Origin of the sequence: Mesorhizobium sp. 1B3 (assembly GCF_050958605.1) — a bacterium.
Taxonomy (GTDB): domain Bacteria; phylum Pseudomonadota; class Alphaproteobacteria; order Rhizobiales; family Rhizobiaceae.
In genome coordinates this window covers 1-13,726 of sequence record NZ_JBJHDO010000021.1, presented here as the reverse complement: position 1 = coordinate 13,726, position 13,726 = coordinate 1, and the positions used below count along the sequence as shown (strand labels likewise).

Annotated in this window: 11 protein-coding genes; all 11 read left to right on the top strand. The window is 65.8% G+C overall.

Annotated features, from left to right (window positions below; all coding sequences use genetic code 11):
* Positions 1–163 precede the first annotated feature (163 nt).
* Entirely contained in the window at positions 164–1,090 is a 927-nt protein-coding gene (locus ACCO56_RS31695; protein WP_433644958.1) for a D-alanine--D-alanine ligase, read from the top strand.
* Complete coding sequence (locus ACCO56_RS31690) at positions 1,078–2,013, top strand: cell division protein FtsQ/DivIB (protein WP_433644957.1); 936 nt, start codon at positions 1,078–1,080, stop codon at positions 2,011–2,013. Before ACCO56_RS31695 ends, ACCO56_RS31690 begins: the two co-directional genes overlap by 13 nt.
* The gene (gene ftsA / locus ACCO56_RS31685; RefSeq protein WP_433644956.1) at positions 2,010–3,317 is read left to right on the top strand and encodes a cell division protein FtsA; all 1,308 of its coding nucleotides are present in this window, start codon (positions 2,010–2,012) and stop codon (positions 3,315–3,317) included. The genes ACCO56_RS31690 and ftsA overlap by 4 nt, the downstream gene beginning before the upstream one ends.
* Before the next feature lie 52 nt (positions 3,318–3,369).
* A complete protein-coding gene (gene ftsZ, locus ACCO56_RS31680; RefSeq protein WP_433644955.1) occupies positions 3,370–5,037 on the top strand; it encodes a cell division protein FtsZ in 1,668 nt (555 codons plus the stop codon).
* Positions 5,038–5,307: 270 nt separating this feature from the next.
* Positions 5,308–6,234, top strand: a complete 927-nt coding sequence (gene lpxC, locus ACCO56_RS31675) for a UDP-3-O-acyl-N-acetylglucosamine deacetylase (RefSeq protein ID WP_433644953.1) — start codon at positions 5,308–5,310, stop codon at positions 6,232–6,234.
* 201 nt (positions 6,235–6,435) lie between these two features.
* Complete coding sequence (locus tag ACCO56_RS31670) at positions 6,436–7,290, top strand: outer membrane protein assembly factor BamD (RefSeq protein ID WP_433644951.1); 855 nt, start codon at positions 6,436–6,438, stop codon at positions 7,288–7,290.
* A 16-nt stretch (positions 7,291–7,306) separates the two neighbouring features.
* Positions 7,307–8,983 carry a DNA repair protein RecN gene (gene recN, locus ACCO56_RS31665; protein ID WP_433644950.1) on the top strand — a complete coding sequence of 559 codons (1,677 nt, stop codon included), beginning with the start codon at positions 7,307–7,309 and terminating at the stop codon, positions 8,981–8,983.
* Positions 8,984–9,270: 287 nt separating this feature from the next.
* Positions 9,271–11,427, top strand: coding sequence for an NAD-dependent DNA ligase LigA (gene ligA / locus ACCO56_RS31660; RefSeq protein ID WP_433644949.1), 2,157 nt, complete (start codon positions 9,271–9,273; stop codon positions 11,425–11,427).
* A 337-nt stretch (positions 11,428–11,764) separates the two neighbouring features.
* Positions 11,765–12,481, top strand: coding sequence for an AzlC family ABC transporter permease (locus ACCO56_RS31655; protein ID WP_433644948.1), 717 nt, complete (start codon positions 11,765–11,767; stop codon positions 12,479–12,481).
* Positions 12,478–12,777 (top strand): AzlD family protein, encoded by a 300-nt coding sequence (locus ACCO56_RS31650; RefSeq protein WP_433644947.1) that lies wholly within the window; start codon positions 12,478–12,480, stop codon positions 12,775–12,777. The genes ACCO56_RS31655 and ACCO56_RS31650 overlap by 4 nt, the downstream gene beginning before the upstream one ends.
* A gap of 45 nt (positions 12,778–12,822) precedes the next feature.
* Positions 12,823–13,566, top strand: a complete 744-nt coding sequence (locus tag ACCO56_RS31645; RefSeq protein ID WP_433644946.1) for an AzlC family ABC transporter permease — start codon at positions 12,823–12,825, stop codon at positions 13,564–13,566.
* The last annotated feature ends 160 nt before the right edge of the window (positions 13,567–13,726 follow it).

Below are 13,726 nucleotides of genomic sequence, written 5' to 3'. Positions count from 1 at the left end.
GGCTTGTCAGAGAATCCAGTCTCTGATTCTTTGGCCTAGAGCGTTTCCTGATTTGAGTCGTTTGACGCGTTCGTTGCGGTCGGTGCTGTTAAGTGCCGGCGGGGACTTCGATTCAACTTTCGGGAAGCTTGGAGAGGCGCCTGTCCGAGGGGATTGACGGGGTATGGGTAAGAAGCACGTGGCCGTTCTGATGGGGGGATTTTCCTCCGAACGGCCTGTGTCGCTTTCGTCGGGCGCGGCCTGCGCCGATGCGCTGGAAGCCGAGGGCTATCGCGTCACGCGCGTCGATGTCGGCCGCGATGTCGGCTCGGTGCTGGCCGAGCTCAAGCCGGATGTCGCCTTCAATGCCCTGCACGGCCCGTTCGGCGAGGACGGCACGATTCAGGGCATCCTCGAATATCTGGAGATCCCCTACACCCATTCGGGCGTGCTCGCCTCGGCGCTCGCCATGGACAAGGAGCAGGCCAAGACGGTGGCTCGGGCCGCGGGCATTCCGGTCGCTGAATCCAAGGTGGTCGATCGTTTCGCCATCGTAGACAGGCATCCGATGAAGCCGCCCTATGTGGTGAAGCCGGTCAGCGAGGGGTCGAGCTTCGGCGTCGTCATCGTCAAGGAGGATCAGTCGCATCCGCCGCAGATCATCGCCTCGCCGGAGTGGCGCTATGGCGCGCAGGTGATGGTGGAGCGCTACGTCCATGGCCGGGAGCTCACCTGTGCCGTGATGGGCGACGTGGCACTCGGCGTCACCGAGATCATCCCGATGGGGCATTCCTTCTACGATTACGACTCGAAATACGTCGTCGGGGGCTCAAAACACGAATGCCCCGCGAAAGTTTCACCGAATATTTACCAAAAAATACAGACACTGGCGCTCAAGGCGCACCAAGCGATCGGCTGCCGGGGCGTATCCCGGTCGGACTTCCGCTACGACGACCGCCATTCCGAGGATGGCGAGCTCATCTGGCTGGAGGTCAACACGCAGCCGGGAATGACGCCCACGTCGCTGGTGCCTGAGATTGCCGCCCAGGCGGGGCATAGGTTCGGTGAATTGTTGAGTTGGATGGTGGAGGACGCTTCGTGTTTGCGTTGAGGTCGGGACGGAATCGGGGAATGGCCGGTGCCGGCCTGCTCGGTTTTTCCTATTCCGACGAAGGGCTCGTGCTGCCCCGCCTGCTGCGCCGGCCGGCGCGCGTGCTCGCGCGCCTGACCAGCGGCGAGATCGTTCCGCCGCGCTATTCCGCCACGATCATGACCGCCACCTTCTTCGCCGTGACGGGTCTCTACGGCTCCTATGTCGGCGGGCATATCCCCACCGTCGTCCAGGCGATCACGTCGCGCACCGGCTTCGCAGTGGACCAGGTGCGCGTGACCGGTCACCGCGAGACCTCCGAGATCGACATTCTGGAGAAGCTCGAGCTCGACGGCTGGACGTCGCTGATCGGCTTCAATGCCGAAACCGCCCGCGAGCGCGTCGCGAGCCTGCCCTGGGTGCAGGTCGCCTCGGTGCGCAAGGTCTATCCCAACACGCTGGAAGTGCAGATCGAGGAGCGCAAGCCCTTCGCCATCTGGCAGCAGGGGCGCGAGCTGTCGATCGTCGACGCCGCGGGCAGGGTGATCGCGCCTTTCAATGGGGGGCGTCACGCCGGCCTGCCGCTGGTCGTCGGCATCGGCGCGGCTCAGGCCGCCGACGCTTTCGTGAAGAAGGTCAAGGGTTATCCCGAGCTCGCCGGGCGCGTGAAGGGCTACATTCGCGTCGCCGAGCGGCGCTGGGACCTTTGGTTGGAGAACGGCGTCACCATCAAGCTGCCGGAACGTGGCGAGGACGAAGCCATCACGGCGCTTCTGGAGATGGATCGCGAAGAGGGGCTGCTCGCGCGCGATATCAAGTCGGTCGATCTCCGGTTCTCAGATCGTGTCGTGGTCCAGCTCACGCCGGATGCGGTGGTGCGCCGCGCGAAGGCGCTGGCCGAAATGGCGAAGGCACGCAAGTCCGCGGCGGGGAAGAGAATATGAGCTGGCTTGGCAGCCCGACAAAGGATCCATCGCGCCGCTCCGGCGTGGTCAGCGTGCTCGACATCGGGTCGAACAAGGTCTGCTGCGTCGTGGCCAAGCTCAAGCCGCAGGACGGCAGCCAGGTGCTGAAGGGGCGCACGCATCGCGCCAGGGTCATCGGCATCGGCCATCAGAAATCCCAGGGCGTGAAATCGGGCGTTATCATCGAGCTCGACCGCGCGGAGCAGGCGATCCGCCTTGCCGTCGATGCCGCCGAGCGCATGGCGGGGCTCACCGTCGATTCTCTCATCGTGAACCTCACCGCCGGGCGGCTGAAGAGCGAGACCTTCTCGGCCACCATCAATCTCGGCGGCCATGAGGCTTCCGCCGGCGATGTCGCCCGCGTGCTCGCCGCCGGCGCCCGCCAGGCGCTGAAGGCCGAGCGCGACGTCGTGCATTCGCTGGCCACCGGCTTCTCGCTCGACAGCGAACGCGGTGTGCGCGATCCGTCCGGCATGGTGGGCGAGACGCTGGGTGTCGACATGCATGTCGTCACCGCCGACGCCGCGCCGCTGCGCAACCTCGAGCTCTGCGTCAACCGCTCGCATCTGTCGGTCGAGCGCCTTGTCGCCACGCCCTACGCTTCGGGCCTCGCCGCGCTGATCGACGACGAGCTGGAGATGGGCGCGGCCTGCATCGACATGGGCGGCGGCACGACCACCATGTCGATCTTCTGCGACGGCAAGTTCGTGCATGCCGATTCCGTGCCGCTCGGCGGCAACCATGTGACAATGGATCTGGCGCGGGGCCTTTCGACCCGCCTCGAAGATGCCGAGCGCCTGAAGGTCATGCACGGCTCGGCGCTGCCGGGCAGCGCCGACGACCGCGACGTGGTCACGGTGCAGCCGATCGGCGACGACGGCGAGGTGCCGCTCCAGGTGCCGCGTTCGGTGATGACGCGCATCATCCGCGCGCGCACCGAGGAGACGCTGGAGATCGTGCGCGACAGGCTCGCGCAATCCGGCTTCGGCAATGCGGTGGGCCGACGAGTCGTGCTGACCGGCGGTGCCGCCCAATTGGCGGGGCTGCCGGAGGCGGCGCGGCGCATCCTGGGTCGCAACGTGCGCATCGGCCGCCCGCTCGGCGTGGCCGGCCTGCCGGAAGCGGCCAAGGGGCCTGCCTTCTCGGCGGTGGTCGGCCTGCTGATCTATCCGCAGGTCGCGGCCTTCGAGACCAATCAGGCCAAGGGTGGATTCAGGATGCGCCTGACCGGAACCGGGGGACGGTTCCAGCGCGTGAGTCAGTGGTTGAGAGACAGTTTCTAGGGTTAGCGGCCGCGACGGCGAAGCGGCGTGAAGAGGCAAAAGGACGAGGACAATGACGATCAATCTGCAAAAGCCGGACATTACCGAGCTGAAGCCTCGCATCACCGTGTTCGGTGTCGGCGGCGGCGGCGGCAATGCCGTCAACAACATGATCACGGCCGGGCTGCGCGGCGTCGAGTTCGTGGTCGCCAATACCGATGCCCAGGCACTGACCATGACCAAGTCCGAGCGGCTGATCCAGCTCGGCGCGCATGTGACCGAGGGCCTCGGCGCCGGCTCCCAGCCCGAGGTCGGGCGGGCGGCCGCCGAAGAGTGCATCGACGAGATCATGGATCATCTGTCCAACACGCATATGTGCTTCGTCACCGCCGGCATGGGCGGCGGCACGGGCACGGGTGCGGCGCCGGTCGTGGCGCGTGCGGCCCGCGAGAAGGGCATCCTGACCGTCGGCGTCGTCACCAAGCCGTTCCATTTCGAGGGCCAGCGCCGCATGAAAACGGCGGATGCCGGCATCGAGGAGCTGCAGAAATGCGTCGACACGCTCATCGTCATCCCGAACCAGAACCTGTTCCGCATCGCCAATGACAAGACCACCTTCGCCGACGCCTTCGCGATGGCCGACCAGGTGCTCTATTCGGGCGTCGCCTGCATCACCGACCTGATGGTGAAGGAAGGCCTCATCAATCTCGACTTCGCCGACGTCCGTTCGGTGATGCGCGAGATGGGCAAGGCCATGATGGGCACGGGCGAAGCCTCGGGCGAGGGCCGTGCCATGGCGGCGGCGGAAGCCGCGATCGCCAATCCGCTGCTCGACGAGACCTCGATGAAGGGGGCCAGGGGCCTGCTCATCTCCATCACCGGCGGCCGCGACCTCACCCTGTTCGAGGTGGACGAGGCAGCGACCCGTATCCGCGAGGAGGTCGACCAGGACGCCAACATCATCCTGGGCGCCACCTTCGACGAGAGCCTGGAAGGCGTTATCCGCGTCTCCGTGGTCGCTACCGGCATCGACAAATCGGCGGCCGACATCGCCGCGCCGCCGATCCAGATGCGCCAGCCGCAGCCGAAGCCGGTGGCCCAGCGTCCGGCCGAGCCGCCGCGGCCGGTACAGCAGCCCGCCCCGGAAGCGCGCCTGGAGCCGCGTGCCGCGGATCCGGTCGCCGAGGCGATCCGCATGGCCGAGAACAGCGCCGCCGGGGTCGCGCATCAGCGCACCGCGCCGGCGCCGCAGGAGGAGTTCCGCCCGCAGAGCAAGCTGTTCCAGGCCCCCGCCGCTCCGGCCGCGCACGTCCAGCCGCAGCCGGCTCCCGTCCAGGCGGCTCCAGTCATGCGTGAAATGCCCGCACCCGCGCCTGTCCAGCCGCGCATGCCGCGCGTCGAGGACTTCCCGCCGGTCGTCAAGGCCGAGATCCAGGCCGCGCAGAATCCGCGTCCGGCCGAGCATGAGGACCGCGGCCCGATGGGCCTCCTCAAGCGCCTGACCAACGGCCTGACGCGTCGCGAGGAAGAGCCTGCCCGCCTGCAACCGGCCCAGCCGCGCGAGCCGAAGCTGCGACAGCCGGCGCCCGAGGCCCGTCGCCTCGCGCCGCAGGACGCCCAGGTCTACGCCCCGCGCCGCGGCCAGCTCGACGAGCACGGCCGCCTGACGCCGCAGCCGCGCATGACCCAGGAAGACGATCAGCTCGAGATCCCCGCATTCCTGCGCCGGCAAGCGAACTGAGTCGGGTCACATTGCCGCAACAAAGTTCGGGCGGGCGCTTCGGCACCCGCCCGAACTTTTTGGAAATATAGCCAAAATCAGAGGCTTGACGGCCGGCCGGCGACAATGAAGGCCGTTACATCGAGTAAGAAACCGTGATTTGGCCGGGTGCGGCGCGGCCACTATTTTCCTGGAATCTTAGGCCCGTTGGCGGGAAAGGGGATGGAGTCCCGCCATTGCGACCGGTGAACGCGGCGACGCCGCGAAACGGAATTTGAAGCGGGCGGGCATATGGGGTTCAACTTGTACGATCATCAGACGACGATCAAATCGCGCGTGTCGCTTTCGGGCACGGGCGTCCATACGGGCAAGCCCGTTTCCATCCATTTCAACCCCGCCGATGCCGATTCCGGTATCGTCTTCCACTGCCAGGGCCGCAACGGGACCGTGGAGTTGAAAGCGTTATCGGCAATGGTCGGCGCGACCGACCTTTCCACCGTGCTCGGCGATCCCGCCGGCGCCCATGTCGCGACGGTCGAACACCTGATGGCCGCGCTTTTCGGGCTCGGCATCGACAATGTCTCGATCGACATAGACGGGAGGGAAGTGCCGATCCTGGACGGCAGCTCGGCAGCCTTCGTCGAAGCCTTCGACCAGGCCGGCATCCAGAAGCTTGCCGCCAGGCGCCGCTACATCCGCGTCGTCAAGCCGGTGCGGGTCGACAATGGCGGCTCCTGGGCGGAGTTCCGGCCGCATGACGGGATACGTTTCGAGGTGGAGATCGACTTCGAAAGCCCGGCGATCGGTCGCCAGTCTCTTGCCGTCGACCTCAATGCCGAGAATTTCCGCCGAGAGATCAGCCGCGCCCGCACCTTCGGCTTCATGAAGGATGTCGAGCGGCTGTGGGCCGCAGGTTACGCGCTTGGTTCGTCGCTGGAGAACACCGTCGTTATCGGGGACGATCATCGCGTCATCAACATGGAAGGCCTGCGCTATCCCAACGAGTTCGTGCGCCACAAGATGCTCGACGCCGTCGGTGATCTGGCGCTGGCGGGAATGCGCTTCATCGGCTGCTTCCGCTCCTATCGCGGCGGGCACAAGCTCAACGCGACCGCGCTGCGCCGCCTGCTATCGGATCCATCGGCCTATCAGATCGTGGAGGCCTCCGGCCGCGGCCGTGAGCCGATCGCCGTGGGCAGGCCTGTCCCGGCGCCCTGATTCGTCGTTTTGCGGACCAATTGCCGTGTCGCTTCTGCAACACGGCGATGCCATCTCACGCCAACAGCCGATCTTGGCGGGTTCCGCCACAAAATCGCGCCATTGCAGGGCGATAGCGTTGCCGTGCCGTGGCTTGTGTGATTTATGGCTGCGACCAATTTCTTTACGTTTTCGATGACGCCGGAGGGGCGGAAACCGACCATGTTGTTTGCGAATGCCGCCAAGAGCCGGCGCGCCCTGAAGGCGCTGCCGGTCGTCCTGTTACCGATCCTTGCTTCCGCCTGCGCTTCCGACAACGACATCGACCTCGCGACCTATGTGGAGCAGACCGAGCCGGCGGACGTTCTCTACAATCAGGGGCTGGCCAACCTGGAAGCCGGGCGTCTGAAGGAAGCCACCAAGAAGTTCGACGCGGTCGACCGTCAGCATCCCTATTCGGAATTTGCCCGCAAATCGATGGTGATGAGCGCCTTCTCGGAATACCGGCAGGGCAAGTACGAGGAGGCGATCAACGCTGGCAAGCGTTACGTCCAGCTCTATCCATCGACCCCCGACGCGGCTTACGCGCAGTACATCGTGGGGCTCAGCTACTTCCGCCAGATCCGCGACGTCACGCAGGACCAGAAGGAGTCGCGCCGCGCCATCGAGGCGATGGAAGAGGTCGTCAACCGCTGGCCCGATTCGGAATATGTGGAAGACGCCAAGGCCAAGATCCGCTTCGCGCGCGACCAACTCGCCGGCAAGGAAATGCAGATCGGCCGCTACTATCTCGAGCGGCGCGAATATCTCGCCGCCATCAAGCGCTTCCGCTACGTGGTCGAGCAATATCCGACCACGCGCCAGGTCGAAGAGGCGCTGGCGCGCCTCACCGAGGCCTATTACGCGATGGGCCTGACATCGGAAGCTCAGACGGCGGCGGCCGTGCTCGGCCATAACTATCCGGACAGCCAGTGGTATGCGGATTCCTTCAAGCTGCTGCAGAGCGGCGGGCTGGAGCCGCGCGAGAATGCGGGCTCCTGGATATCCAAGGCCGGGGCGCTGATCCTCGGCACTTGACCGGCCCGGCCGATCGATGCTGGCGCATCTGTCGATCCGCGATATCGTCCTGATCGAACGGCTGGACATCGACTTTTCAGCCGGGCTCTCCGTGCTGACCGGCGAGACCGGCGCGGGCAAATCCATCCTGCTCGACTCCCTCTCCCTGGCGCTCGGGGCGCGCGGCGACGCCTCGCTGGTGCGCCATGGCGCGGCGCAGGGCCAGGTGACGGCCGTGTTCGACGTGCCGCGCAACCATCCGGCCCGGGCCATCCTTGCCGACAACGCCATCGATGACGACGGCGATATCATCCTGCGCCGCGTGCAGGCGGCCGACGGGCGCACCCGCGTCTTCGTCAACGACCAGCCGTCCAGCGTGGCGCTGATGCGCGATGTCGGGCGGGCGCTGGTGGAAATCCATGGCCAGCACGACGATCGCGCCCTGGTCGACGCGGCCGCCCATCGCGAGTTGCTCGACGCCTTCGGCGGCCATGTCGGCGATGCCCAGGCGACGGCCGAGGCCTGGCGGCGCTGGCGTAGCATGGAGCAGGAGCTGACGCGGCACCGTGCCAAGGTCGAGGCCGCGGCGCGCGAGGCCGATTATCTGCGCGCCGCCGTCGCCGAACTGTCGAAGCTCGATCCGCAGCCGGGCGAAGAGACCGAGCTTGCCGAAAGCCGCGCCGTCATGATGCGGGCCGAGAAGATCGCCTCCGACATAAACGAGGCCAATGAGGTCCTGACCGGCTCGTCCGCGCCGTCGCCCATGCTGGCCAGCCTGATGCGGCGGCTGCAGCGCAAGGCGGGCGACGCGCCCGGACTGCTCGACGATGCGCTGAAGGCGCTCGACGATGCGTTGATCGCGCTGGACGCCGCGCAGGCGGGCGTAGAGGCGGCGCTACGCGCCACCGAATACGACCCCAAGAAGCTGGAACTTACGGAAGAGCGCCTGTTCGCGCTGCGTGCGGCCGGGCGCAAGCATTCCGTCCCAGTCGACGATCTCGCCAAGTTGCGCGACACGATGGTCGCGGACCTTGCCGACCTCGACGCCGGGGAGGAACGCCTCGCCCAGCTGGAACAGCAGGCGGCGGCCGCGCGCGACGTCTATGACGATCTTGCCGCCCGGCTTTCCGAAAAGCGCAAGGCGACGGCGGAGGTGCTTGCCCGCACGGTCATGGCCGAGCTTCCTGCCTTGAAGCTCGAACGCGCGGAGTTCATCGTCGAGATCGTCAGCGACGCCGCCAACCGGGCCGGAGAGGGCATCGATCAGGTCGAGTTCTGGGTGCGAACCAATCCGGGAACGCGTCCTGGGCCGATGATGAAAGTGGCTTCCGGCGGCGAGCTGTCGCGGTTCCTCCTAGCTCTCAAGGTCGCGCTCGCCGATCGCGGCTCGGCGCCGACGCTGGTCTTCGACGAGATCGATACAGGCGTGGGCGGTGCGGTCGCGGATGCGATCGGCCAACGCCTGGCGCGGCTGTCGCAGCGCGTCCAGGTCCTGTCGGTGACCCATGCCCCGCAGGTCGCGGCCCGCGCCCACACGCACTACCTCATCTCGAAATCCGGCGGAGCCGATCGCGTGGCCACCGGCGTGTCCGAAATGGACCGCCAGGCGCGGCAGGAAGAGATCGCGCGCATGCTCGCCGGCGCCACGATCACCGAGGAAGCACGCGCCGCCGCCGAACGGCTCCTGCGGGAGAATACCGCGGCAGCGGAGTGAGAACCCTCATCCGGCCCTTCGGGCCACCTTCTCCCAGAAGGGGAGAAGCGGGAGCTTTGCATAAGCGCTCCCGCCAATCGCAAACGCTGGCGATTGGCATCGGCGCTGCGGCCGGTCTTCCCGTCTCCCCTTGTGGGAGAAGGTGGCCTCGCGAAGCGAGGTCGGATGAGGGATAGGTCGCGAAGCGCGGTCGGAGGAGGGGTGGTTGGCAGCAACGTTGCGCCCGCCACTTGCAACTCGCCGCGAGCCACGGCCATAGTCCGGCAAACGTTGCCGGGGATATATCCATGAGTCCTGCCGAAAAACCTGTCGACCAACTGACCCCGGAAGAAGCCGGCGAGGAGCTGGCACGGCTCGCCGCGGAGATCGCCGAGAACGACCGCCTCTATCACCTCGAGGACGCGCCGGTCATTTCCGATGCCGCCTATGATGCGCTGAGGATCCGCAATGCCGAGATCGAAGCGCTTTTTCCCGAACTCGTGCGTGTGGATTCGCCATCGCTGAAGGTCGGGCCGGCGCCGACAGGCACCTTTGGGCCAGTCGTCCATGCGCGGCCGATGCTCTCCCTCGACAACGTCTTTTCCGATGACGACGTGCGCGATTTCGTGGCGAGCGTCAGGCGCTTCCTGGCTTTCCCTCCGGACCAGGAGCTTGTCTTCACCGCCGAGCCGAAGATCGACGGGCTGTCGATGTCCTTGCGCTATGAGCGCCGCCGCCTGGTGACGGCGGCGACTCGCGGCGACGGTTCGACTGGCGAGAACGTGACGGCGAACATCCGCACCATCAAGGAAATCCCCGAACGCCTGCCGGAGGATGCGCCCGACGTGGTCGAGGTCCGCGGCGAGGTCTACATGCGCCGTGACGACTTCATGGCGCTCAACCAGCGCATGGCCGAGACCGGCCGCGTCTTCGCCAATCCGCGCAATTCGGCGGCGGGCAGCCTGCGCCAGCTGGATCCCGAGATCACGCGGTCGCGCCCGCTCAAATTCTTTGCCTATGCCTGGGGCGAGACCAGCGAACCCTTGGGCAAGACGCAATACGACGTGGTCAGGCGCTTCGGCGACTGGGGCTTCAAGGTCAATGACCGCATGGTGCGTTGCGATTCCGTCGAGGCGCTGCTGAAGCATTACCATGCGATCGAGGCGGAACGGGCCGATATCCCCTATGACATAGACGGCGTCGTCTACAAGGTCGACCGGCTGGACTTGCAGGAGCGGCTGGGCTTCCGCTCGCGCAGCCCGCGCTGGGCGACGGCGCATAAATTCGCCGCCGAGAAGGCGATGACGGTGCTGAACGGCATCGACATCCAGGTTGGCCGCACCGGCGCCATGACGCCGGTGGCTCGACTGGAGCCGGTGACCGTCGGCGGTGTGGTCGTTACCAACGCCACGCTGCACAACGAGGATTATATTCGCGGCATCGGCAACACCGGCCAGCCCATCCGCGACGGCCGCGACATACGCGTCGGCGACACCGTCATCGTCCAGCGGGCCGGCGACGTGATCCCGCAGATCCTCGATATCGTGCCGGAGAAACGTCCAGCCGATTCCAAACCCTACGTCTTTCCCGACCGTTGCCCGGTCTGCGGCAGTCATGCCGTGCGGGAGGAGGGCGAGGCGGTGCGTCGCTGCACCGGCGGCCTGATCTGCTCCGCCCAGGCGGTGGAACGACTCCGGCATTTCGTGTCGCGTAATGCTTTCGATATCGAAGGCCTCGGCGAGAAGCAGATCGAGTTCTTCTTCAACGCGGAAGATCCGGCGCTGAGGGTACGCTCGCCGGCCGACATCTTCACGCTCAAGGAGCGGCAAGAACGCTCGCTGACCAAGCTGGAGAATGTCGATGGATTCGGCGCGGTCTCGGTGCGCAAATTGTTCGGGGCGATCGACGATCGTCGCAACATCGAGTTCTCGCGCTTCCTCTATGCTCTCGGCATCCGCCATATCGGCGAGACCAACGCCAAGAGGCTGGCGCGCCACTTCATCGGTTTCGCCGCTCTCATGGAAACGGCAAGGGCGGCGGAGATCCCGGAAGGGAAGGGCGACAAGGGCAATGCGGCCTGGCAGGAGATCAACGGCGTCAACGGCATCGGTGGGGTCGTGGCCGAGGCGCTGGTCGAATTCTTCAACGAAAGCCACAATCTCGAAGTCGTCGATGCTTTGCTGGCTCAAGTGAAGGTGCTCGACGAGGAGCGCGTCGGCGAGGTCTCTTCGCCCGTGAGCGGCAAGACGGTCGTCTTCACCGGCGCGCTGGAAAAGATGTCACGGGACGAGGCCAAGGCGATGGCAGAAAGGCTGGGCGCCAAGGTTTCGGGATCGGTCTCCAAGAAGACCGACCTCGTCGTCGCCGGGCCCGGCGCGGGCTCCAAGCTCAAGCAGGCGACGGAACTCGGCATCGAGGTGATAGACGAGGAGCAGTGGTTCGAGCGGGTGGGGAACAATTTGTGAGGTCGAGGGGAAGCCCCTCATCTGCCTGCCGGCTTCTTCTCCCCGTGAAGGTGTTTGGACTGGGGACATCGGGAACAGAAGGACGGGGAGAAGACCGACGTCGTCTTCTCCTTCGCCAATCGCCCGCCGTTGGCGATTGGCGAAACCCAAACGGCCGTCGTCTCTCGCCCCGCTTTCGGGGAGAGATGTCCGGCAGGACAGTGAAGGGCGGCTCGCCACCGCTCAACATCGTGGGATGAATCGGCCCCTTCAATGATTTTCCCTGAAGAGTGGCTCAAGCGAATTCATATGACAGGCGGGGCGGGCTGACCTAGATCGGTCCGCGTCGGGAGGATCCATGGTTGCGCAATCAACCCTGAGCGAATTTATGGCGGGTGCCCGCGCCGGCGTGCCTGTCGTGCTGGCCGTCGTTCCCTTCGGCCTGCTGTTCGGCGCGCTGGCGATCGGCAACGGCTTCACTGTTTGGGAAGCCATGCTCATGAGCGCCACCGTCTATGGCGGCGCCAGCCAGATGGTCGGCATCGAACTGTTCGGCCAGAACGTGGCGCCATGGCTGATCGTACTCTCCATCTTCGCCGTCAATTTCCGGCACGTGCTCTACTCCGCCGCCTTCGGGCGCGAGATTCGCGATTGGCCGCTGCTGGAAAAAGCCGTCGGATTTTTCTTCCTGACAGATCCCCAATTCGCCGAGTCCGAGCGGCGTAGGGAAAACGGAAAGCGTGTCAGCTTCGCCTGGTATTTCGGCATGGCCGCATTCTGGTGGGTCGCCTGGGTGGCCGAGACGGGAATCGGCGCCTATTTCGGAGGCTTCATCGCCGACAGCCACGCGCTCGGCATCGATTTCCTGCTGCCGATCTATTTCCTCGGCCTCGTGATGAGCTTCCGCAAACGGCCGCTATGGCTGCCAGTCGTTCTGGTGAGTGCGGTGGCCTCTGTCATCGCCTACAAGACCGTCGGCTCCCCGTGGCACGTGTCGATCGGCGCTGTTGCGGGCATCCTGCTGGCGGCATCGATGCCGCCGCGTATCATTCAATCCGTGGAGACGAATGCATGAGCACGACGGTCTGGATCATCCTGGCGGGCGCGTTGATGACGTATCTCACGCGCGTCGGCGGACATCTCGTGCTGTCGCGTTTCGATAGGGTTCATCCGCGCGTCGAAGCCGGTCTCAACGCCGTGCCGGCAGCCGTGCTCACGACGCTTGTCGCGCCGGCCGCCGTGTCGGGCGGCCCGGCCGAGATGATCTCCCTCGCCGCCGCCGGCGCCGTCGCTCTTTTTTGGGGCGGCATGATGCCGATGTTCCTGACCGGCGCCGCCGTCCTCATCGCGCTTCGCCACTTCGTCGGCTGAAGCCCCTTTCCCCAGATTTCGCGGCGTTGCCGTTCCGGATGGATCATGACCGCAGAAGCAATCCTCTTGAGATCGGGCACGAGCCAATTCCTGCGCGGGGCGCGGCTCGGAATGCCGGTGGTGATAGCCTCTGCGCCCTTCGCCGTCCTGTTCGGCGCGCTTGCCGTCGACAACGGCATATCGGTCTTCGAGGCGACGCTGATGAGCGCGACCATCTTCGCCGGCGCGAGCCAGATGGTGGGCATCGAGCTCTTCGGCCACGATATTCCGCCCTGGCTCGTCGTGTTCTCGATCTTCGCGGTCAATTTCCGGCACGTGCTCTATTCGGCCGCTGTCGGCCGGCGCATCGCTCATTGGACATTCCTGCAAAAGACGATCGGCTTCTTTTTCCTCGTCGATCCACAATATGCGGAAGCGGAGGGGAAGGCGGAGAGGGGCGAGAGCGTCGGCTTTGCCTGGTACATGGGCATGGCCCTGCCGATCTACCTGTTCTGGGTTGTCGAATCCGCGTTGGGAGCGATCTTCGGCAGGCTGCTGCCCGATACCCACGCGCTCGGTATCGATTTCCTCCTGCCGATCTACTTCCTCGGCCTCGTCATGGGATTCCGCAAGCGGCCGCTCTGGCTGCCGATCGTCGTAGCGAGCGCCGTGGTCTCCGTCATCGCCTATAAATTCGTCGGCTCGCCCTGGCATGTGTCGATCGGCGCCGCCGCCGGCGTTGCCCTCGCCGCGGCGATGCCGCCGCGTGCCCGGGCGAATCTCCAGGGCGGCCTGGAGGCGGAAGTCTGAGCAGGGACGCAAATCCTTGACCGGTCGCGAGCGCCCCCTCACTGTCCTGCCGGACATCTCTCCCCGCAAGCGGGGCGAGAGACGCCTGCCGCTTGGGTTTCGCCAACCAGCAACGCTGGCGAATGGCGAAAGACGAGACGACAGCCTCCTTCTCCCCAGC